General features: G+C 42.6%; 22 protein-coding genes. 12 read left to right on the forward strand and 10 right to left on the reverse strand.

Annotation, left to right across the window (positions count from 1 at the left end; genetic code table 11):
* Positions 1-313 precede the first annotated feature (313 nt).
* The 3 genes from ABDW33_RS10595 to ABDW33_RS10605 form a co-directional block, all read right to left on the reverse strand.
* Positions 314-1,864, reverse strand: a complete 1,551-nt coding sequence (locus ABDW33_RS10595; protein ID WP_343690031.1) for a hypothetical protein — start codon at positions 1,862-1,864, stop codon at positions 314-316.
* A 339-nt stretch (positions 1,865-2,203) separates the two neighbouring features.
* Positions 2,204-3,097, reverse strand: coding sequence for a helix-turn-helix domain-containing protein (locus ABDW33_RS10600; RefSeq protein ID WP_343690032.1), 894 nt, complete (start codon positions 3,095-3,097; stop codon positions 2,204-2,206).
* Between the two features lie 49 nt (positions 3,098-3,146).
* Positions 3,147-3,968: an oxidoreductase gene (locus tag ABDW33_RS10605; RefSeq protein ID WP_343690033.1), complete on the reverse strand. Its 822-nt coding sequence runs from the start codon at positions 3,966-3,968 to the stop codon at positions 3,147-3,149.
* A 219-nt stretch (positions 3,969-4,187) separates the two neighbouring features.
* Between ABDW33_RS10605 and ABDW33_RS10610 the strand changes: the two genes are divergently transcribed.
* Positions 4,188-5,063, forward strand: coding sequence for a hypothetical protein (locus ABDW33_RS10610; protein ID WP_343690034.1), 876 nt, complete (start codon positions 4,188-4,190; stop codon positions 5,061-5,063).
* Positions 5,064-5,384: 321 nt separating this feature from the next.
* Here the strand turns inward: ABDW33_RS10610 and ABDW33_RS10615 are convergent, their stop codons facing one another.
* The 4 genes from ABDW33_RS10615 to ABDW33_RS10630 all read right to left on the reverse strand — a co-directional run bounded on the left by ABDW33_RS10615 (position 5,385) and on the right by ABDW33_RS10630 (position 10,267).
* Entirely contained in the window at positions 5,385-7,259 is a 1,875-nt protein-coding gene (locus ABDW33_RS10615; protein WP_343690035.1) for a hypothetical protein, read from the reverse strand.
* Between the two features lie 107 nt (positions 7,260-7,366).
* Positions 7,367-7,939: a chemotaxis protein CheB gene (locus ABDW33_RS10620; RefSeq protein WP_343690036.1), complete on the reverse strand. Its 573-nt coding sequence runs from the start codon at positions 7,937-7,939 to the stop codon at positions 7,367-7,369.
* 144 nt (positions 7,940-8,083) lie between these two features.
* The gene (locus tag ABDW33_RS10625; protein ID WP_343690037.1) at positions 8,084-9,556 is read right to left on the reverse strand and encodes a HAMP domain-containing sensor histidine kinase; all 1,473 of its coding nucleotides are present in this window, start codon (positions 9,554-9,556) and stop codon (positions 8,084-8,086) included.
* Complete coding sequence (locus tag ABDW33_RS10630) at positions 9,557-10,267, reverse strand: response regulator transcription factor (protein ID WP_343690038.1); 711 nt, start codon at positions 10,265-10,267, stop codon at positions 9,557-9,559.
* A gap of 125 nt (positions 10,268-10,392) precedes the next feature.
* Between ABDW33_RS10630 and ABDW33_RS10635 the strand changes: the two genes are divergently transcribed.
* Both ABDW33_RS10635 and ABDW33_RS10640 read left to right on the forward strand, forming a co-directional pair.
* A complete protein-coding gene (locus ABDW33_RS10635) occupies positions 10,393-11,691 on the forward strand; it encodes a spondin domain-containing protein (protein ID WP_343690039.1) in 1,299 nt (432 codons plus the stop codon).
* Between the two features lie 18 nt (positions 11,692-11,709).
* Positions 11,710-11,937, forward strand: a complete 228-nt coding sequence (locus tag ABDW33_RS10640; protein WP_343690040.1) for a hypothetical protein — start codon at positions 11,710-11,712, stop codon at positions 11,935-11,937.
* A gap of 81 nt (positions 11,938-12,018) precedes the next feature.
* Here ABDW33_RS10640 and ABDW33_RS10645 read toward each other — a convergent pair whose 3' ends face one another.
* Positions 12,019-12,720 carry a hypothetical protein gene (locus ABDW33_RS10645; protein ID WP_343690041.1) on the reverse strand — a complete coding sequence of 234 codons (702 nt, stop codon included), beginning with the start codon at positions 12,718-12,720 and terminating at the stop codon, positions 12,019-12,021.
* Between the two features lie 515 nt (positions 12,721-13,235).
* Between ABDW33_RS10645 and ABDW33_RS10650 the strand changes: the two genes are divergently transcribed.
* The 4 genes from ABDW33_RS10650 (at position 13,236) to ABDW33_RS10665 (ending at position 16,938) form a co-directional block, all read left to right on the forward strand.
* Positions 13,236-13,976: an alpha/beta hydrolase gene (locus tag ABDW33_RS10650; protein ID WP_343690042.1), complete on the forward strand. Its 741-nt coding sequence runs from the start codon at positions 13,236-13,238 to the stop codon at positions 13,974-13,976.
* A gap of 113 nt (positions 13,977-14,089) precedes the next feature.
* Positions 14,090-14,779 (forward strand): hypothetical protein, encoded by a 690-nt coding sequence (locus tag ABDW33_RS10655; RefSeq protein ID WP_343690043.1) that lies wholly within the window; start codon positions 14,090-14,092, stop codon positions 14,777-14,779.
* Between the two features lie 149 nt (positions 14,780-14,928).
* Positions 14,929-15,225: a hypothetical protein gene (locus ABDW33_RS10660; protein WP_343690044.1), complete on the forward strand. Its 297-nt coding sequence runs from the start codon at positions 14,929-14,931 to the stop codon at positions 15,223-15,225.
* A gap of 141 nt (positions 15,226-15,366) precedes the next feature.
* Entirely contained in the window at positions 15,367-16,938 is a 1,572-nt protein-coding gene (locus tag ABDW33_RS10665; RefSeq protein WP_343690045.1) for a glycoside hydrolase family 31 protein, read from the forward strand.
* 158 nt (positions 16,939-17,096) lie between these two features.
* Here ABDW33_RS10665 and ABDW33_RS10670 read toward each other — a convergent pair whose 3' ends face one another.
* On the reverse strand, positions 17,097-17,798 hold the full coding sequence (locus tag ABDW33_RS10670) for a nitroreductase family protein (RefSeq protein WP_343690046.1): 702 nt from the start codon (positions 17,796-17,798) through the stop codon (positions 17,097-17,099).
* Between the two features lie 115 nt (positions 17,799-17,913).
* Here ABDW33_RS10670 and ABDW33_RS10675 point away from each other — a divergent pair, with 115 nt between their 5' ends.
* The 4 genes from ABDW33_RS10675 to ABDW33_RS10690 all read left to right on the forward strand — a co-directional run bounded on the left by ABDW33_RS10675 (position 17,914) and on the right by ABDW33_RS10690 (position 19,781).
* Positions 17,914-18,312, forward strand: a complete 399-nt coding sequence (locus tag ABDW33_RS10675; protein ID WP_343690047.1) for a helix-turn-helix domain-containing protein — start codon at positions 17,914-17,916, stop codon at positions 18,310-18,312.
* Positions 18,313-18,484: 172 nt separating this feature from the next.
* Entirely contained in the window at positions 18,485-18,904 is a 420-nt protein-coding gene (locus tag ABDW33_RS10680) for a hypothetical protein (protein ID WP_343690048.1), read from the forward strand.
* Complete coding sequence (locus tag ABDW33_RS10685) at positions 18,901-19,353, forward strand: MarR family transcriptional regulator (protein WP_343690049.1); 453 nt, start codon at positions 18,901-18,903, stop codon at positions 19,351-19,353. The genes ABDW33_RS10680 and ABDW33_RS10685 overlap by 4 nt, the downstream gene beginning before the upstream one ends.
* Before the next feature lie 68 nt (positions 19,354-19,421).
* A complete protein-coding gene (locus tag ABDW33_RS10690; RefSeq protein ID WP_343690050.1) occupies positions 19,422-19,781 on the forward strand; it encodes a hypothetical protein in 360 nt (119 codons plus the stop codon).
* Positions 19,782-19,843: 62 nt separating this feature from the next.
* On the opposite strand, the gene ABDW33_RS10695 is transcribed toward ABDW33_RS10690, so the two are convergent.
* On the reverse strand, positions 19,844-20,005 hold the full coding sequence (locus tag ABDW33_RS10695) for a hypothetical protein (RefSeq protein ID WP_343690051.1): 162 nt from the start codon (positions 20,003-20,005) through the stop codon (positions 19,844-19,846).
* A gap of 69 nt (positions 20,006-20,074) precedes the next feature.
* On the opposite strand from ABDW33_RS10695, the gene ABDW33_RS10700 reads away from it, so the two are divergent.
* Positions 20,075-20,629 (forward strand): hypothetical protein, encoded by a 555-nt coding sequence (locus ABDW33_RS10700; RefSeq protein WP_343690052.1) that lies wholly within the window; start codon positions 20,075-20,077, stop codon positions 20,627-20,629.
* Positions 20,630-20,679 lie beyond the last annotated feature (50 nt).

Here is a 20,679-nt window from a genome sequence, read left to right on the forward strand (position 1 = left end):
GTCTTTGAGGCCCGGTAGTACTATATAATGGCTCCTTGTGAGGGGGATTAATGATACGGTTGGAGTCAATGGAACTGTTTCTTACCTGGTAAGTCGTATTATACAAGCTCTTGGGTAAAAAAGATCTTACTTTGAAAATTTTGTAATACATTTTTTAGTCTAATTTTTTAAATAGCCTTCTTTTGGTTCTTTTGAAAGCAGTACCATCCCATTTAGCATCAAAGTCAATGTTGTTTAACGGTTGGGGCAAAGAAGGTATATGGAGATAATTTTTTGTTCAGTGACTCATAATTTTTTCACAATTGTATCTAAGTTATGACCTCTCCACACCCGCTTCTTCCAACATCATTTCCAGGAACCCCTCCGCATCGTACCCGGTAAATGTATCTATCATATCAAGTGTCTGCAAGGTATCTGGCTCATTCAGCGCCTGAATAAGCGTATCCGTCCAGTGCTTGTCGACATGTTCGCCTGCATCACGTAGCAGGAAAATAGCCAGTATGGTCTGCAATGCTAATAGCGGTTCCTGCTGGTAAGCAGCTACAAAATGTCCTCTCATTTCTTCATCAGCATCATCTATCTCGTACAATCTACCAAGGCAAAATAAGGCATACGCTCTTCGGCTAACAGGATGGGAGACATTTTGCCATTCCTGCTGAAACAAGTGTACTGTGTCTGGCATACCCTGGCCTGCATGTAGCAGTATATGCTGGGACTGGCGGGCTGTTACAGGATCAGCGTCCAGGGACCATTGCCGGAGTTGCGGTACCAGAAACGAGAAGTTAGCTACGAGTTCGGCATAGCCATCTGTACGAAGTGCGGGTTGAGAAAAGATCTTGTATATAAGTGTCAGCAAACGTTTGGTATGGGGTGTCACAGCTAACATACGTGCCAGTAATATCGCCGTGGCATATGCGGCATCAAAGTAACCTCCATGTGCGCCTACGCTCCACCAAAGGCGTGCAGCACATTTTTCGGCAATGTGGTCATCGCCTGTAATTAAACCATTGATGTTAGCAGGTAGCTCTTCCCCGGTACCAAAGGCTGTTTCCATTTGGTGCCAGGCAAATTTGTTAAGTTCTCCCTGCAGGTAACCCGGTATAGGCAACGATTGTATGGTTAAGGTGGTAGTGACCCTGTCGTACTCCTTGCGAAAGTTTTTAAGTATGGCATCTACATAATGATCGATTGTTGGGTATGCCGGTTGTGAGGTCCAGTCCGGCAAAAAGTAGGGCCATCTTTGTTTGCTGGTAACAAATGTTTCCTTATCCAGGGGGATTATCCATAACAGTTGCCCTGTATGGCTATATATATTCCATACCCCTGTGCCATCACCGTTTGACTTGTATGCTGCCATTACCGTACCATCACCATAAAAGTAACGTACACTTACCGGTACTTCATCCTGTGCAGCGATCATTTCATATATCCGTATATCGTTATAGTACCTGCGATTGATCCGGGTGGGTATATGTTGTTGGCTCACGGTATATAATAACTGGCCGCGTTCATCGTAGAGCGCTTCCTTATAGCATAAGTTATTATAACTATAATGCCGGCTACGATTTATGACGGGAGAATCTATATAGTGATCGTTATAGACTTTTTCGGGCACAACGGCTGCAGTGAATACTTCTTCTGGTATTCCTCCAGTATCATGGTAGATCATTTTTAACAGTAAATGTCCTTCCAGGTCCCATTCTGCATATTCACCTGTGTAGCGGTTGTTGGAGGGGTCAGTCTGGTATTTTACCCAATAGGGAAGATTATTTTTTCCTTCAATAAAACGGGCATTGGCAGGTACGGTAGCCGGACGCTCTGGTAGGGATGTTTCTTTGTCTTTGTCACTTAAGGGATTACTCATTTGACGGGTCTGTATTACCCGATAAAAATAGGAATTAAAAGGTTAGCAAGCCGCGGCAGTTTGAAAAAAATACCAAAAGGAGATTGGGAGACTGATCTCCCTTTGGTATTTAACAACCATATTTATTTTTTAACTTGAATTTTCTCATGTAACCACCTTGGCGTGTTACCTAACATTTTGTGTTATAAAGGATAGTAAGAAATCCTACATAAGGGAAGGAGAATGTTTGTTTTTGAGACATTCTGAACAAATTTCCCATTAGTATTACATCTTCGATAAACTAGTTCGAAAGGTGTCTGCACACCGACAATTTACAAAATGGTATCATTGCATACCCACTCAGTTTTGAGATCGAAATGCACCGGGTGATAAATTTGTTTTTCCTTTAAAAATTTTTGTGAAATGAGAGGGGTGTTCGAATCCAAGCTCATAGGCAATCTCACTTATAGGTTTAGTGGTACTCAATAGCTGGTTTTTCGCACGTTCTACTAATTGAAGATGAATATGTTCCTGTGTATTTTTCCCAGTGAATTTTTTCAATACATCTGTCAGGTAGGTTGGTGAGATATTTAGCTGGTCGGCAAAATAACGAACTCCAGGCAAGCCTTCTCTTGACGGTAGATCGGATTGGAAATATTCAACCAATGACCTTTCAAAACGTTGGACCAGATCTGAATGTAATTTACTTCTGGTGATAAACTGACGCTGGTAGAAGCGGTCGAAATATTCAAGCAACAGCTGAATCGTACTTACTAAAACCTTTTGAGTATGCCTATCAATAGGCTGTGAATATTCCTTTTGAATTTTCTGTAAACAGTCCTGAATAGTTTCTTTTTCGTCTTCTGATATATGTAGTGCTTCATTAACATCATATCGAAAGAAGGAATACTCATGAATTTTATTCCCCAACTCTGTGCCATGTAGCAAATCCGGGTGGAAATATAAAGCCCAGCCTTCTTTTATATGTGTGTTAGATGTCCAGACCTGTCCTGGTGACATAAATATCAGGCTACCTTCGGTAAAATCATAATAACTTCTACCATATAGCAAATGGCCTTCTACTTTTTTACAGGCTATATTGTAAAATCCCAAACATATTTTTTGACCGCTAGCATCTTTATGATCGCCTACTTTGGCAAGATCAATCACTGTGATTAAAGGATGTTTAGGCTTTTCATAACCTAATGCCTGGTGCAAATCACTGATTGAAGATATAGTCCTGATGCTTTCCATATAAATAGTATTTCCGGGCTGAATATTATGTGTAGTCTTATTGAGGTGCTTAGTTCTGGGCTGCTTCCGATACTTTTTCCCAGTTCTTCCACGTTTCGAGACGTTGCATATAGGTGCTTTCTATCATCTGCAGTACAAATTTACCTAAAAGTAGGCGGAGTGGTGGATTAGCATCATCAATAACTTTTAAAATTGCTTCTGCCGTAGCGCCTGGATTTCCGATCATATTAGCACTGTCCTGACTGCGTTGGCCCATAGCCTCCCTTAAAGCATGATATGCTTCTATTGGCCTGCTATGAACGGCTGAATTCGTTCCCCAATCGGTAGCGTAGCCTCCTGGCTCGATTAGCGTTACTTTAATACCAAATGCCTGCACTTCTGCATTCAAGGATTCGCAAATCCCTTCGATAGCCCATTTTGATGCATGATAAATACCTAACATTGGAAAAGCCAGCAGACCGCCTATGCTGGAAACCTGTAGGATATGACCTGATTGCTGTTGCCTCATAACTGGCAGGACGGCCTGAATCATCCAAAGCGAACCAAAAACGTTTGTTTCAATCTGACTACGTGCATCATTTTCATTGATCTCTTCTATACAGCCGAAATGTCCGTAACCTGCATTGGAGATAAGCACATCAATGCCATTAAAATGTTGCATTGCCTTTTTTACAGCCGCTAAACAGGCATTTCGGTCTGTGACGTCCAAAGACAATGTCAATACGGCCTCGCCATATTTCTCGTTTAAATCCTGAATGTCACTTAGATTCCTGGCGGTTGCAATTACTTTGTCTCCCCTGTTAAGGGCCGCTTCAGCCCAAATTCTGCCAAACCCTTTTGAAGTTCCTGTAATGAAGATCCTTTTTGCCATATTTTTCAATTTTTATACAGGGACGAAGTTCTTTTGCAGGAGGCAGAACGGTTTATATCTATTTAGGATTTACTTATATTTTTCCAAGATTACCTGGCTTCATGCTATATATTTAACGAGGGTGTGTTAACCTGGGTTTTGCCCGAAATAATACAATGGTATTTTATTTAATATAAATCTGTAAATTGTATCTGTAATCCCAAAATAATTTATTTACATATGGCCGATAATAATCAGTCAGAAAGAAAAGACCCCCCAAAAACAGATAGTAAAATTACAGGCGCATTAGTCGCATTATTAGTTGTTGTTATAGGTTTAGTAAGCTTTGCTATAACGGATTCAGGTAAGCATTGGTATTACCAGTTTTTTACCCGGGCATCGGTTAACATTACATTTGATAAAGCAACAACGGTAACTATTATTCGTGATGGTGTAGATTCCCAAACAGGAAACATGGGTGTTATCATCTTTTCGGATTTAAGGAAAATCAAACATTCCTTTGTAGCGATTCGTGGGACAGATACGTTAAAATTTGCTATTCTTATACCAGATACAGCTCAACTTGTTACGATGCCATTAACATTTGATAAAAAAAATGAAGCACCTTCTGACAATACGAGCCATCATAGTCCTTCATTAAAAACAGCAACGAACTCTCCCAAGACAGTGAAACCGGCTTCTCCTGCGCCTGTTTTACCGGTTAAGTCGATTGATACACCAAAGGTCATTCCAGGTGTCAGTATTCCATCACCAATTGTGTCTACAAAACTTACCCCGGATCAGATACTTGATCTCTTAACGATATCAGTAACTGTCGATCCTCCGCTGCATGTTAAGAAAAAATTTAAACAATACACTTATAGAATAACCGCTTCCGATGAGCTATTGAATCAAATTTTGGTAGTGTATTACAAAAGAAATGATTCTTCTTTTATTGAAATGAGAAAGGGTTATTTTCAAGAATCAGATAGCCGAAATGATCAATTCAGCTTTAGTGGCTCCCAATATGATCAGCAATTTACAGTGTATTTGAAAATAAAAACTGTAGATAATCAGGAGTCCTCTGTTAAATTGAAGAGAGTGAAATTTGAATAGATTGTTAAGTTAAATGAATATTGTATAACGACAGATTGCGTGGATTTTATGAGTAAGTTGGTGCTTATTTGTAATTGGGGAAAATATGCGACCGACGGTGATGCCGTGATGGTAATTCCCGCTAGTGATGGAACGATATGAACAATCCAATAATTCTCAGTAGTTCTAACTATATAATCCAGACTGAGAACACAGCTTTGGGCATCTAAATAGTATGGCTATTATTATCATGTACCAGCTCATCGCTTCAAAACCTGAAGGCCTGAAAGGTATGTGATTATTTACAGTACCTGACCTGTACAATTTAATGGCTATGGGCTCCTACTTTATCTCTTTTTTTGCCAGTAACTCATCAGGCGTCAGCAGGTTACTGTTGGCTTCTGCCCAGTCTTCAGGTTTGAACCGTTTCTTTTTTACTGTTGGCTCAGTGCTTTTCTCTTTTTCTTCAGATGTAGTTGCAGTCGTCTTATCTTCAGCAGTACTTGTCGTGGTTGTTTCTATAAGGCTGGTTTCGTCTACAAACTTTTCTTTGTCTGCATAGCAGATTTTTTTTACAATAGGGATTAATTTATATACTTCTTCGCTGGTCAGGGCTCTTCTGCCGATAACGATCGTCCAGCCGGCATCAGTAAGACGGTGAGTTACAGATATTCCGGTACTACCTGGTATAAATAGCAACAGCCAGTCGTGTGTATTAGCAATGTTTGCATAGAGTTTTCTACCTGTCACTTTTCCACTTGTTGGCAAGGCTTTTTGGGAGTATGCTTCATACCTTGCCTGCTGGTGGGATTTTTTCAGGGCTTCATCTATATCTGCATATTTCCCTATTAGCGTTTTCGCATCGTATTTAGCTTCTACATATGAACGTACATAATCTTTTTCGTTAACCGGCTCGAGATAACGTATATCGATATCCTGCGTATTCGTATTACCGATTTTTTCCTCTCCTGGCAACTTCTTATCATCACCACCGGTATTTATTTCTGATACACCCTCCTTAGATATAGCAAAGGCAATAGCGTTTAACTCTCCGATCAGGCCTTTGGCATCCCCCAGGTTTTGAAGGGATGAAGAAGCAAGTTTTGTCAATGCTTGTTTTCCCGCTGGCTTTAACAGGTGCCATTTATCGTCTATTTCTTTTAATAGCGGTTCAATCAATCCGAAGAGGTATTCCAAACCACCGGAAATAGGGCCTACAGCCAGTGCTGTAATGAGTTGACTGTCTTCCGCACTGATGTTAGGTAACAATGCTTGCAGCTCTTCTCGTTTTCTTTTTATTTCTTCAGGTAAGCGTCTTACAGTTTCTTTTTTGACATATTCCGGGGGAATACTACGATTATCTTTTTCCAATTGTTTCTGCGCCTTGCTCATTTCCTTTTTCCTCGATGAATCGATGACGTGCGAAGGTATCTGGGTCTCCGGTGCTGCCCACTTTTCTTTTTCCTCCTTATTCTGGCGCTTTGCTTCTTTTCTAAGTAGTGTTAATTGCGATTCTTTTTCCTTCTCGTCCGTTGCCTCTGCTTTATGATCGTCATCAGTTCCTTCACCTGTTGTAATGGCAATACCTGTATCTACAGTATTTACCTGTGCTTTAGGCTTGTCATATGTTTCTTCTCTTATTGCAATGGCAATACTTCTTGCTACACCATTTACCTGTGATGGCTCAAAATCGAGGTAATATTTCAACTCACCGACTGTGATCGCACCTATTCCGCCGAGTAGTTTTTCTTCGATCAGGGCTTTGTTATAGGTTGTTGTCGTTGTCGGATCGTCTGTCTTTCCAGTCGTTTTGGTACCTCCTTCTTCTTTTTCTTTTGCAGATAATATTTTTTTGGCCTTCGCCTCGATAGCACTATAGGTAACTGGTTCATCATTTCCGTCATAAGTTAATATAATTTCTGCTATTACTTCATCCTGCACTTTTTCCGGATATCCTTTAAGAACACGTCCACCTTTGAGGCGGGCAGTCAGGTCTTTTACCTTCACCGTTTCCACTTCGCTTTTATTTTTAATCTTTATATCACGCTGAACGACACCTGTCGTGAACTGGTAGGGCGCGACGGCTGGCATGGAAATTCCACGGGAACCACTTTGGGGTGAAGCGCTGATGTTGATGTGGGATTGCTTTTGAAGCAGGGTCTTTTGCATAGAGAAATAGGGTATTGGTGTCAGACCAAACAAGGTTATCTGTATCAATTTACAATTTTAACCTGATTTGATCAAATTCAAATACATGGGTAAGCGATCTGAAAAATCGGAAGAGCATTGGAGAGGAGCTCATGGTTACATGGACCTTCAGCGGATTATTTACATTGTTCAATAATCTTCTGTGCAATTTCATGTGGGGCTAGAATGTAATCAGGGTGATCGTTCGCGATAAGCGCACTGGGCATAATGGGATGTTCTGCTGTATATGGATCCTGAACAATGATCAAGCCGTCCGCCTTCTCCACAGACACGGCACCAGCAATACCATCAAAGCCACCCGCACCAGATAATATGACACCTATGCTTTGCTCACCGGCCGCATCTGCCATGGAGGAAAAGAAGATGTCAATTGCCTTATTCAGCTTCTGTTCCTCTTTAGTACGATTACGTACTACTAACTGATCGTTGACTAACCGCATAAATTTTCCTTCTGCGATGACGTATATTTTACCACGCTCTATTGTCACATTATATTGCACCTTTACTACAGGGAGCGTGGTGTAAGACTTTAAGATATTATTCAACTTACTGGGATAAGTACTGGAGAGATGATGTACGACAATAATTGCAGCATTTATGGTGGTAGGAATTTCCCTGAGTATATGGCCCAGTGGCTCAATACTTCCAGCAGATGATCCAAAAGCGACCACTTTAAATTTAAATTCCATATTTAAGCCGGTTTCATACAGTGATGCAAATTTGTGTCCAAAGTTCATCTGTATCAGGAGAGGTATGTTGATCTATACCGGATAAGGGCAAAGCTACCAGGATTGATATTACAGCAACGTTAAAAAGACCACTCCTTTTGTAACTTATAGGGTAGTCTGTAATTCAAAATTAAAAGTAGTTCCCTTGCCAGGCGCGCTGGCTACTGTAATCGCCGCCTGGTGCAATTCCAGTATTTTCTTGACGATGGCCAGTCCAATGCCCATACCCTTTGAGCTACCGGTACGGGGTTGTGCTTGTTTATACCGTTCAAAAATATGATTCAGGTCTTCGGATGAAATACCTACACCTGTATCTGATATGGATATTTTTACACCTGCCCTGGTTTCGCTTAAATGAAGCGTAATGGTGCCGCCGGCGGGCGTGAATTTAAACGCATTGTCCAGCAGGTTTTGTAATACCCGCTCCGTGAGGGAAAGATCTGCAAAGACCAGTGGTAAATTATCTGTAGCATAGAAACCGAGTTGAATGTGCTTTTCTGCTGCCTGCAACTGGTATGCCATCATGATATCTGCTGCCAGTTCGGCTAACTGAAACGATTCTTTGTCTGGAGTGATCAGGTTGGCTTCCAGTTTTGCATATTGGAAAAGTTGTTCTACCAGCCCGGATAACTTACGATTACTGTCATATACAATGGTCAGGTACCTTTCGGTGTCTGCGGCTGTCAGCACATTCTTTTTCATCATCAGCGTTTCTACATATCCCTGCATAATTGACAGCGGCGTACGCAGATCGTGGGATACATTCGCAATCAATTCCTGCCTGAATTTGTCTGTCGCAGAGATTTTTTCGATGTTATCCACAATTTCGTCGGCCATTTCATTAAACGTAGAGGTCAGCATTCCCAGGTTACCTTTTCCATATCCCTCAATACGCGCTGCGTAATCACCTTCTTTAAACCGCTTTACAACTCCTGCAATACGACAGATACTATCTGTTATCAGGAAGAAAGTAACTACACCTACAATAAAAGCTACAATGAGTGCTGCAAAGAACATGTAACTGGCGAGTCGCAGGTACAGGTTATTGTCCAGCGACTGCAGGATCGCTTTTTGTTTTTCACTTGCCAGTACAGCATACACATACCCGACTAACTTTCCTTTTTCATATACAGGTGCTGCTGAGAATATGCTGGGTTCACCTGGTTGTTTGGGGTTGTCTCCCATCGGGCGATTCATGCTTGAAGCGCCCAGCCATTGGTGTACCTTGTGAATATTGACCTGGCGTATCTGCACTGTTTTGTCGGGTACTACATAATCTTTAATATTACCTGCTGTATCCAGCAAGTACACTTCTACCAGTGGGTTGGCTACCATGGTGCTGTGAATGATGTCGTGCGTGACACTCGTATCCGGCTGGCCATTTTTGAAGGGTTGTGTAAAGGAAGCCAGGTGCTGTGCGATGTCACCAAATAATTCCTGGTGCGCAGCGGTGTAATAACTTCTTGAAAATTTGGAGGCGATCACTACGAATATGACCCCCAGCATGATTAATAGTGCTGTAAACACTATTATTATCTTCCAGAACAGGCGATTGCCTTTGATGGTTCTTACTGACATTTATAATTCTTCGTTAAACCTGTAGCCTACGCCCCAGGTGGTTAGAATAAACTGAGGGTTCGATACATCGGCTTCTATCTTTGCCCGCAGGCGGTTGATATGACTGTTTACTGTATGCTCATACCCTTCAAAATCATAGCCCCAAACGAGGTTTAGCAGCCGTTTCCTACTATAGCTTTTGCCGGGATTAGATGCCAGCAAAGTAATCAGTTCGAATTCCTTCGGGGATAGATCTATCCGGTTATTATGAAGGGTCACCTTCCGTTTATCCAGATCGATTTCGAGTCCGCTACAGGTGATGACCGGGTGGATGGTAGCAGGGGAGGCTTCGGTGACCGCATCTTCACTTCTGCGGAAGATGACTTTTACCCGGGCTATAAATTCCCGGATGCTGAAGGGTTTCGTCAGGTAATCATCTGCACCGGTTTCGAGTCCCATCACCTTATCAATCTCTTCACTTCTGGCGGTAAGCATCAGGATAGGCGTTTGCCGGTCGGTTTGGCGCAGCTTCCGGCACACTTCCATGCCATTCAGGCCAGGTAATGTGATGTCGAGTATGATCAGGTTAAAATGGCCCTCCTTTGCAGATGCCAGTCCTTTCAAGCCATCGCTTTCTGTGGCCACTCTGCATCCCAGGTCATATAGATGGATGCGCAGTAACTCTACGATGTTGTGATCATCTTCGATAATCAATACAGTTTTGTTATCCATAATCAACGATTATGACAAAGTTGCTAAATAAAACACAGGAATGATCGCTGTGATACTTTTGTTATAATTCTGCAATACCTGTGGGATATGGTTTCATTTGCTTTGTGGTACTAAAATACACCCAAATGAAATATAACCTGTTGAAAAAGAGTTATTTATTTGCTTCTATCCTCACGCTGGCAGCCTGTAAGAAAGATGATGATATGCCAGTGGCCCAGTCGACTACTATTACTATTGAGAATGTGCTGGACAGCAAACCGCTGGTTGAAACGGGCACTTTCCAGGGTACCGGAACGCCACCGGTTATTTTACCGGGTCAGTCGACCAGTTTTACATTTTCTGCTGCCAGGAACCAGCGGCTCACCTTTGCTACCATGTATGGCTGGAGTAATGACCTGTTTTTTGCACCGGATAACCCTGGCATCCGGTTGTATAGTGACGATGGTACGCCCATCACCGGTGATGTATCTGACCAGATAAAGTTATGGGATAATGGCACGCGGCAGAATCAGTTGCCCGGTTCGGCAGTGACGCATCCTGGTGTGGCTGAAGTGACGCCTAAAGCCATAAAAGAAGTAAGTGGTACCGATGATTATGGAAACTCATACCTGGCCGCTTCCAAATTGATGAAAGTGTCGCTGACATATAACGGCAATTCTATGTTCACGGTGACCATCAATAATATATCTGGGGGGACTGCTAACGAGACGCCTTTCAGTCCCGGTGTATGGACGATCTCTTATGTAGCGGGTGGTAACCAGTTGTTGCCGGATGCAATATACGAGGCGGGCAAAGTGTCGGCTAATGGTCTTACCAATATAGCAGAAATGGGAGATAACAGTGTTTTGAATACTTACCTGATGAGCAAAACAGGGATTTTTACACCGCTGTCACCTGTATTGGTGGTTGTATATAATGGTCAGCAAAATCCATTCTTTAAGACGGGAGAAAACGATCGTGGAGAGGGATTGAAAGATCTGGCACAGAAAGGTAGTGCCGATGCACTGGCGGCGGCGTTAAAGATGAAATCCGGTGTTAAATCGGTGTATGTGCTGAAGGATCCTGCCAACACTATTCTATTGCCCAGGATCAATGGTGCTGCGGGTGGAAGTGTATCGCAACAATTATCTGTGGTACAGGGTGACAGGATTGCTATTGCCACGATGTACGGTTTTTCTAATGACTGGTTCTTTGCTACTTCCGGTAATGACTGGGATGCTACCGTGAAAGGTGACCTGTCTGCCACGATCGGATTGTACGATGATGGAACGGCCGTGAACCAGTTTCCGGGGGCTGGCATTACACAGTTTAACCTGGCGGGTACGCCTTTAACAGAATCAAAGGCGATCGCTGCTGTACCTAATCCCAATGGGTTCACGACTTTGCCAGCTATCAGCAGTATAATTAAAGTGACGCTTCAATAACAATTTAAATAAACGACTATGAAATCAGTTCTTAAGATTTTTATTGCCACCCTTATGCTGGGGCATATTTCACTGGCGACTATGGCGCAGGATAAAAAACAGGAAGATCCTAAAGTCAAAACGGAGAAGAAAATGAAGATGAAAATGAAAGACCATGTATGTACACAGGCTTGTCATGATAGCGGAAAGCATGTGTATGCGCATGGGGAGAAGGGGCATGTGTGTACCAGTGCCTGTAAGCAATAGTATTTCATTTTGCAGCAAGGGCGGGAATATGCATTCTCGCCCTTGTTGTTTATAGAAGGATTGTTGAAGGTAAGTGTGACATCAACAAATCAACAGTAATCTTTTCAACCCTGATTTTTCAGCTGGCGCGCGGTGCAGGCAGGGAGGTACCTTGCCCGCTGGGTGATCAACAGCCAGTCTCCATAGGTTGCCAACACCTAAATTTATTATAGCTGCGTCAGGTTTAGCCTGATAATGCAGATCAAAAAAATGCTCCTGTAAGAATGATTCGAAGCCGGCTTCTTCTCCCTGGTAAAGTTTTCTCAGTTCAGCGCGTATTTCAGGAATAAGTATTTTCTGTTCTCCCTGTGCATTTGGTAATATTTCACTGGGATCACCATAGTAGGTGCATAAAAAAGTATCGACAGCTACAGGAGAACGATCTACGTGAAAGGAATAGACATCGGTTGGGAAAAAAGGATAACTATCGTCCCGGTCATAGTGGTGGATCACGTTAAGGACTGGCGATGCGCCATATGCGGTCAGTGCCTGTAGATCATGTAAGAGAGTTTCACGGGCCAGCTGTCCCTGCTCACTCAAATGAAGTGCCTGCAGTTCCTCTTCTTCTATTACCGTTATATTTCCGCTGAGTGATACTTTATGCACGATTTCACCAAAATCTCCCCGGAGAGTCCGCATCCAACCAATCGCATTCATTTCTCCACTAAATGGCGTAGCGACCAGGTCATGGAAATTCGTGACATGGTAAATTTGCTGCTCCGCATGATATAAGTTAGTCATCATCGTTAATATGAGATAAATCGACCACGAAGATAGTGTATCCTGCGGGGTCATTGCACAACACACTGCTATCAACTGGCCAGCAGCCCTGAATTGTTGGTTGGACCTGGCGGTAATTTACTATAAAGTCTTCATCCATATTGTGTCATTTCCGCGGCCCTACCAATGTAATGACGTGGCGTCGTGCCCTGCGGCTGTTTCCTGCAGGCGTATCAATATGCCTTTCCAGGTATTGCAGGATCATTTCTACACTATGTTTCCCTTCAGGTTGTTTATACCACTTTGAGAAAGGTTTGTCCGGGCACGTAAGCGCATATTAAAGAAATGGTATTATTATTGCCATTGGTTTTACAGTCCGCGCGTTCCCGTGGAACTTTTCAATAAGAATCATGTTAACTATCCTAATGAAATTGCTACTATAGGTGCAGTGGCATAGCAAAATGCTATGATCTGGACTATTCATTCACATTGCAAACTACTATATTAAAAATGCCGGAAAGGCAACAAGGAAGGAAACTATGGCGCACAGTGGGAAAGTGATCCTGGGGATTTTATTACTGTTCAATAGCCTGCTGGTGAAGGCTCAAACATCGATGAATACAGTGAAAACTGAACAGAAGACTGTTTATCTTTTCAGTGGTTTAGGAGCAGACTCTACTATCTTTATGAACCTGGATCTTCCTGGGTACAAAAAAATCTACATTAACTGGATTCCCGCGTTGCCAAATGAATCAATTGCACACTACGCTACCAGGATAAAGAGTCAGATAACAGTTGAAAATCCGGATATAATCGGACTGTCTTTTGGCGGCATCGTTGCTGTGGAAGTATCTAAGCTGATAAAAGTGGACAAGATGGTGTTGATCTCTTCTGTCAAGACCAAGTCTGAGTTGAACAGGGTACAGTTTTTTTTCATGAAAATGGGTTTTAATCATATTATACCCGGCGCATTAATTCAACGTACTAATTTCCTTACCTACCGGTATTTTGGTGCCTGGTCTCCGAACGATAAAATGACATTGACGCATTTATTGGCGCAGACAGATGTGTCTTTTTTCCGTTGGGCACTGAGGAGCATTGCTTATTGGGATAATAAGATACCACCAGAGAGAACTATTCAGATAAATGGTACGGCGGATAGGGTGATTACCAGCAGGTTTGTGCATCCTGATTATCTTATAAAAGGGGGCGGTCATCTTATGGTGTTTAATAAGGCGGACACTATTAGTAAGATTATTACGGGTTATCTGGGCGAGTGAGATGCTTCCTGTTAATATTTCATAGATTAAACGATGCCCTGACACTTCCTGGATTGTCTGATTATGTGCTGGATTTTGTTACATTTGACACAATTAATCATCCATTCAATGACATGGCAAATTGGTCTTTTGAAATAGATGTAGCTGACAATTTCATTGTTGGATTGACAGAGACGCTGATAGATAAAGGGTTTAGAATCTGGTATTTCCAGCACTATGAACAGCCGCTTTATTTATTTAGTTCTGCTTATTTAGCGGGTGTTCCTGAGGAGCAGGTGTATGCACAGGCCTGCCAGTTGGCGCGGTTTATAGATGGCATCTCTTATTTGCTGTTTGAAAATAAGGACAAGGTGAATAAGATTACCCTGACTACAGTGATTGATGTAGATACGTTTATTGTGAAGAATGTACCCCGGACACCTATTTTGCCTGTCAATATTGATTTTTCTGGTTATAAGCCCGGCGTTATAGAAGATGAAGACCCGGTAGCTCACCTGCTTAAGTTAGTTCCTGTAGATGTATTCATAAGGGAGTTGTTGTTAATTTTGAGCCAGGGAATGGATCTCAAAAGCGTAAGACAGGCATATGAGCTTGTTACTGCATTACTGATTGAGAAAGGGAGTTTGTTAGATTTTGAGCGGGTGGGGCCTGATGCTTCGATGTCGTTGAAGGAGGCACAGGATCTGGTGAGTAATTTGATTTTTGGGGTATTGGAGAGGTATTATAGGATTTATTTGAGACATTGTGTTGTAAAGGATAGAGAAGGTGGAGCTAGTGATTGGTATGATAGTTTATATGATTGATAAGATGTACTGTATTGAATACTTAGTTCTGCTGTGGTAGTTTTCATGAATATATTGAATTGAATTGGCGGGGGTACGTTTGTATTTATTATCTAAAAATAGTCTATGAAAAAGAAGTTTGATGCCTTGTAGGTAACAAAACTTATAAAATGAAAAATTACGAACGCCTGAAGGATACAATGGATAGGCGTACCTATAGCATTGTTCGTAAGGAGTTGTATGCGGTGTGTAGCAGGTGCTCCTGGCATGCGGGTTTTTGGAGTGCTTGTTTGGATAATCCGTTTGTAGAGATGAGTTATGAAGAAGATGAAGAAGGAGGGCGGTTTAGAAATTATCCTAATTGGAAGATGGTTTCGAAGAATCGGAAGCAGTGGATGGGGAAAAAATTTATCCCATATGAACGGCATGTGAAGGATGGGAGGGTGGTTATTTACTTCAGGTGGTAAAGGAATTAGCAAAAGGAGAGCGGTAGCCGCTCTCCTTTTGCGTTTCTTTCTTAGAGATACTTTAAAATTCACACAACCGGTTGCGTAACTACTCTCTCCGTAATTAAAGTTATTTTACGAGGAAGTAAAAACAACCAAATCATGCTCCTGGGAAAAGTTATTGCAGCCATTCTGGTCACCACTACCTGTCATTGCTCATTTGCACAAACAAGAACTATAGAGATTAAAAAGGGAGAGTATTGGTATGGTGGTGCTGTCACTGAAGGGCAGCAAATGCCGCTGAAAGAGGGGTATTCATTTAACCTGTATGCCAATACCGGCGGTAACCAGGCTGCTCCCCTGCTATTGTCTTCCAGTGGAAGATATGTATGGAGTGATGAGCCATTCAGGTTTGAAGTACATGGAGATGTGTTGGAAATTACAAATGCTACAGCCCCTATTGATGTAGATGCGACGGGACATACTTTACGGGAGGCTTTTTTGAATGCTGCAAAGAAGCATTTTCCTGCTAAAGGTAAATTGCCGGATACGTTGTTAATAACCCGGCCGCAGTATAATACATGGATTGAGTTAGTATATAACCAGAACCAGGCTGACATCCTCAAATATGCCAATGCTATTCTGGCTAATGGCTTCCCTGCCGGTGTGCTGATGATCGATGATAACTGGGGTGATTATTACGGTCGTTTTGATTTCAGGAAAGACAGATTTGAAAATGCGGCAGCGATGGTGGATAGTCTGCATAAAATGGGTTTTAAAGTGATGTTGTGGATCAGTCCTTTCATCTCTCCTGATACGGAGGTCTTCAGGGACCTGTTAAGTAAAAGGCTATTGCTCATGAAAGATGCGAGCAATCCTGCTATATTAACCTGGTGGAATGGATATAGCGCTGTCATGGATTTCACCAATCCGGCGGCAAAGGAATGGTTTACCGGCCGACTGGATTATATGGTACATACCTATCACCTGGATGGTTTTAAACTGGATGCCGGTGATGCTGATTTTTATCCACCAGCTGCTATTTCTTTCGCGAAGGCAACGCCTAATGATCATAGTCGTTTATGGGGGGAGATCGGTTTGCACTACGCACTCAATGAATATCGTGCCATGTGGAAAATGGCGGGAGAGCCATTGGTACAACGTTTAAGGGATAAGCAGCATACCTGGGCAGACGTGCAAAAGCTTATTCCGCATATTACACTGGCTGGCCTGCTGGGCTACAGTTTTACCTGTCCTGATATGATTGGCGGCGGAGAATTCGGATCTTTTATCGGCAGGGATAAGCTGGATGAAGAGCTGGTGGTACGTTCTGCACAATGTTCTGCATTGATGCCTATGATGCAGTTCTCTGTAGCTCCCTGGCGGGTGTTGAGCAAGGAGCACCTGGCAATCGTGAAGAAAGCGGTGGAGATCAGGGCACAATACACACCGTACATTTTACAGCTTGCAAAAGCAGCAGCTGTCAATGGAGAGCCTATTGTAAGAAGCCTCGAATATGTATTCCCCGGTCAGGGTTTTGCCGAAGTGAAGGGTGCTTTTATGCTGGGAGATAAATACCTGGTCGCCCCGGTAATGACAAAGGATGGAAAACAAACTGTCGTGTTGCCAAAAGGGAAATGGAAGAGTGATAAAGGGGAAATCTTAAAAGGGCCGAAGACCATTGAGCAGATTGTACCCCTGGATAGACTGCCGGTGTATGAGTTGATAAAGTGACCAGCGATAGAACGAAATTCAAGGGAGTTATACAATGATACCTGTTCGGTTAGGTATACCAATGAAACAGTGATGGAAGGGGATTGGCTATGAGAATGACAACCGTTTTAGAAAAAGTGCCTGTATCAAAATAAAGATACAGGCACTTTTTAATTCAGTTATTTTTTGCTGACCACATCGTTGAGATCTAAGTTACCAGATTTGTCACCTATTTCCGCGGCATCTGCGATCGTCATTTCTGTGATAAATGCATCTTTAGGCGTACGCACCTTTTTCATATTCACTAACCAGTCATTTGCTTCTTCCCTGTATCCTATTGGAAGGATCACGGTAGATTTGTAGCCAGTACCGGTCAATTTCAACAATTCGTCCAGCTGCTCAGGTACAAAACCTTCCATTGGGGTGGCATCTACCCTTTGCTCTGCCGCCGCTGCGATTGCCAGGCCAAAAGAGATATAGCTCTGTTTAGAAGCGTGATGAGCCTGCCAGTCCTGTCCTTTGGGGCCGTAGAGATTCAAAATCACGCTCTTATAGGCATCCATGGTGTCCCGGGGTAAACCACGCTCATCCAAAGTTGCATTGAACACAGCGCTGATCCTTTCGTCACTATACCCGTCCCAGGCTGCCCATACCAGTAAATGGGAACAATCAGTGATCTGGCTTTGATTATAAGCGATACCTTTTATTCTTTCCAGCAATGCCTTGTCGGAAATAACAATGATTTTATACGGTTGTAATCCGGATGAAGAAGGCGCCAGACGGGCCGCTTCCAGGATATAATCTAATTTCTCCTGAGGTACCTTTGCACCATTCATCTTTTTAGTCGCATAGCGCCACTGTAAATCTTCAAGTAAACTCATATTAGTCCAATTTTTAACAAATTTAAATTCACTTTCGGTAATTAAGTAACTTTAGGGGGCTGACTAATGGTGACATTTGCGGGCACCAGGTGACAAAAAAGTAACCAATTTGCATATGGAAAATGAGAATATAGGATATCCAACATTCGGTGAGTGTATGAAAAGGGTACGTGCTATTGATGATACACTCCATATCATGGGCGGAAAATGGAAAGCGGTTTTGCTGGCGCATCTTTGCTATAAACCTATGCGATATTCAGAGTTGCTGAAAGACCTGAACGGCATAGCAGGAAAAGTGCTGAGCCGGGAGCTGAAAGACCTTGAGATGAATGGACTGGTGATCAGAGAAGTGTCTGATACACAACCGCTGACTGTCACTTACCGGTTATCGCAGTATGGAAAGTCGCTAAAGGAACTGATGGATGGGTTGGCTGACTGGGGCCTGCAGCATAGAGAAAGGCTTTTTAGTGCAAGTAAGCTGGAACAACCGGTAAGCGTGGAGAGAGAAGCGTAATCCCTGGAGGTGTTGTGTTATCCCCCCTATTCCTTGCTGCACCCTTATACCTGCTGATAAGTATAATTACCCCGTTATCTTCCTGCCTTACATGTTAAATTCTTAAGAGGGATAAAAATAATTGCATTTATTATAAGTACACTTATTATATTTGCGATTATAATTAATTCTTATGTGGACAAGATCTTATTCCGTAACTACTAAAGAGGTTACGAAAGAACAAATGTGGAAATTATTTGCTGATGTGAACAACTGGCATACCTGGGATGACGGCATCGACTATGCCGCTATTACAGGTCCATTTGAGGCAGGTAACCACTTTTTCCTTCAACCCAAAGGAGGGCCGAAGGTAAAAGTCTCCTTATTGAAGACGGTTGAGAACAACGGATTCCTCGACGTGACTCATTTCGCGCTGGCTAAAATGTATGATGACCATGCATTCGAGGAGACTGCCGACGGACTGAAAATCACCAATACAATTACTGTGAAAGGATTGCTTAGCTTTGTATGGGTAAAGCTTGTGGCTCAGAATATTGTCAATGCTTTGCCCAAGGACATTGATAAACAAATACAAGTAGCGAAACGACTATGAAAGCAGACAATAATACTTTCAGCGTAAATAAGGCGGAAGAGAGCTCAGGGTTCCTGCTCTGGCAGGTCACGAACCTCTGGCAAAGAGAGATCAGGAAAGCATTGGAGCAGTACGACCTGACTCACTCGCAGTATGTATTGATGGCAAGTATTCATTGGCTTTCCCTGCAAAAGCAGGAAGTAACGCAGATCGTGCTGTCTGCCCACACGAAAATAGACCCGATGACCACTTCAACGGTGCTAAGAACATTGGGGAGTAAGGGATATCTGAAACGTACAGAACATAAAACTGATACCCGGGCAAAATTGATAGAGCTCACTAAACAAGGAATTGATATTATTAAACAGGCGGTGGTCACGGTGGAAAACTTTGACCAGGCGTTTTTTTCAAAGCTGAAAAATAAGTCGGTATTCAATAGTGAGTTAGAGAAGCTGATTAGCTTAAAGTAATTTTTATAGGTTTATGCTCAATTAAAGCGATGTAAGAATTATATTGTGGTGCCAAAAATGTTAACACTATGAGCCTGATCGCCGTATTACCCAAAATATTCTATGCTGACATCCAGCAGGCGCTGGATTTTTTTATTGATGGACTGGGATTTGAATTAGGGTACCATGATGATGTATTGTATATCGTCAGCAGGGATAATGCTACCTTTCAGTTAATGGTGGAGCCGGAGCTGGCGATAAAAGATAGCCGGCCCGAGATTAGAATTGCCACTGATGATATTGAAGCTGTGTATGCAGATATCAAAGGAAGGCGCCCTGATATTCTGCATCCTAACCTGAATTACATTAAAACACAGCCGTGGGGATTGAAGGAGTTTGCAGTCTTAGATGCTACTACCGTATGTATTGTATTTCAGGAGTCTTTGTAGTTTTCTTCTTATTTTTTACCCTATACTTATCACATGGTTCACCAGCGTTGGGCAGGGGCTATTTACAAACCACTTAGCATGCTGCGCATCGTATTGCCGGAGATCTTGTATAAGTCTATCTGTTTGGTCATAGCAGCGTTACTGTTATGGAGAGCGCTGCAATTGGCTTGCTGGTATGACCATGGTGTTTGCACTGGTACCATTGCCGATTGTAACCATGTCATGGAAGTATTTCTTCCGGAATTATGTGCTTGTGTTTAAAAAGAAGTAATTTCCCGGCATAATTGATCTACATGAGAAACCAGTTTATTACAATGGCAGTGAGTCTGTCCATTTTTTCTTTTACTGCATGCCAGCAGTCCCAAAACGCGCAAAGTGCAAATTCTGACACTACCCAACAGGCACAGGACACCACTGCTGCCGTAGCTGAACCTGTAGCTGCCGATACCAGCAGCGCTACTGTACTGGAAACCGTCATGTCTGCTCCTGAGAAGGTGAAAGCAGGAAAACCTATTCTGGTGAAATTTACTGTGAACAACCCTTCTGATAAAGAACAGCAGTTTTGTAAATGGCATACACCGTTTGAAAAGCGCTTTTTAAATTCTTTCTTTGAGGTGACAGACAGCAAAGGGGAAGTGGTACAGTATAAAGGTGTGATGGCAAAGCGAATAATGCCACCACCTGCAGATGCTTATGTGAAGGTGGCTCCTAAAGGAAGTGTGTCTGCCGAGATTGATCTGTTGACTGGCTACAGTATTACAGCTCCCGGTACTTATAAAGTCGTTTACCAGGGTGACGGCATCAGCGGTCTGACTAAGGTAAATGAAGTGACTGTTACCGTTGAGTAATTCGCGGGTTCAGAAGACTATTACTTTCACTGATATGAAAATCCCCATGG

It is taken from the genome of Chitinophaga sp. (assembly GCF_039596155.1).
Classification (GTDB): Bacteria; Bacteroidota; Bacteroidia; order Chitinophagales; family Chitinophagaceae; genus Chitinophaga.

Coding starts and splice junctions, on each gene's coding strand:
- ABDW33_RS10595 (WP_343690031.1), bottom strand. CDS start 1,864: ATGAGTAATCCCTTAAGTGACAAAGACAAAGAAACATCCCTACCAGAG.
- ABDW33_RS10600 (WP_343690032.1), bottom strand. CDS start 3,097: ATGGAAAGCATCAGGACTATATCTTCAATCAGTGATTTGCACCAGGCA.
- ABDW33_RS10605 (WP_343690033.1), bottom strand. CDS start 3,968: ATGGCAAAAAGGATCTTCATTACAGGAACTTCAAAAGGGTTTGGCAGA.
- ABDW33_RS10610 (WP_343690034.1), top strand. CDS start 4,188: ATGGCCGATAATAATCAGTCAGAAAGAAAAGACCCCCCAAAAACAGAT.
- ABDW33_RS10620 (WP_343690036.1), bottom strand. CDS start 7,939: ATGGAATTTAAATTTAAAGTGGTCGCTTTTGGATCATCTGCTGGAAGT.
- ABDW33_RS10625 (WP_343690037.1), bottom strand. CDS start 9,556: ATGTCAGTAAGAACCATCAAAGGCAATCGCCTGTTCTGGAAGATAATA.
- ABDW33_RS10630 (WP_343690038.1), bottom strand. CDS start 10,267: ATGGATAACAAAACTGTATTGATTATCGAAGATGATCACAACATCGTA.
- ABDW33_RS10635 (WP_343690039.1), top strand. CDS start 10,393: ATGAAATATAACCTGTTGAAAAAGAGTTATTTATTTGCTTCTATCCTC.
- ABDW33_RS10640 (WP_343690040.1), top strand. CDS start 11,710: ATGAAATCAGTTCTTAAGATTTTTATTGCCACCCTTATGCTGGGGCAT.
- ABDW33_RS10645 (WP_343690041.1), bottom strand. CDS start 12,720: ATGATGACTAACTTATATCATGCGGAGCAGCAAATTTACCATGTCACG.
- ABDW33_RS10650 (WP_343690042.1), top strand. CDS start 13,236: ATGGCGCACAGTGGGAAAGTGATCCTGGGGATTTTATTACTGTTCAAT.
- ABDW33_RS10655 (WP_343690043.1), top strand. CDS start 14,090: ATGGCAAATTGGTCTTTTGAAATAGATGTAGCTGACAATTTCATTGTT.
- ABDW33_RS10660 (WP_343690044.1), top strand. CDS start 14,929: ATGAAAAATTACGAACGCCTGAAGGATACAATGGATAGGCGTACCTAT.
- ABDW33_RS10665 (WP_343690045.1), top strand. CDS start 15,367: ATGCTCCTGGGAAAAGTTATTGCAGCCATTCTGGTCACCACTACCTGT.
- ABDW33_RS10670 (WP_343690046.1), bottom strand. CDS start 17,798: ATGAGTTTACTTGAAGATTTACAGTGGCGCTATGCGACTAAAAAGATG.
- ABDW33_RS10675 (WP_343690047.1), top strand. CDS start 17,914: ATGGAAAATGAGAATATAGGATATCCAACATTCGGTGAGTGTATGAAA.
- ABDW33_RS10680 (WP_343690048.1), top strand. CDS start 18,485: ATGTGGACAAGATCTTATTCCGTAACTACTAAAGAGGTTACGAAAGAA.
- ABDW33_RS10685 (WP_343690049.1), top strand. CDS start 18,901: ATGAAAGCAGACAATAATACTTTCAGCGTAAATAAGGCGGAAGAGAGC.
- ABDW33_RS10690 (WP_343690050.1), top strand. CDS start 19,422: ATGAGCCTGATCGCCGTATTACCCAAAATATTCTATGCTGACATCCAG.
- ABDW33_RS10695 (WP_343690051.1), bottom strand. CDS start 20,005: ATGACATGGTTACAATCGGCAATGGTACCAGTGCAAACACCATGGTCA.
- ABDW33_RS10700 (WP_343690052.1), top strand. CDS start 20,075: ATGAGAAACCAGTTTATTACAATGGCAGTGAGTCTGTCCATTTTTTCT.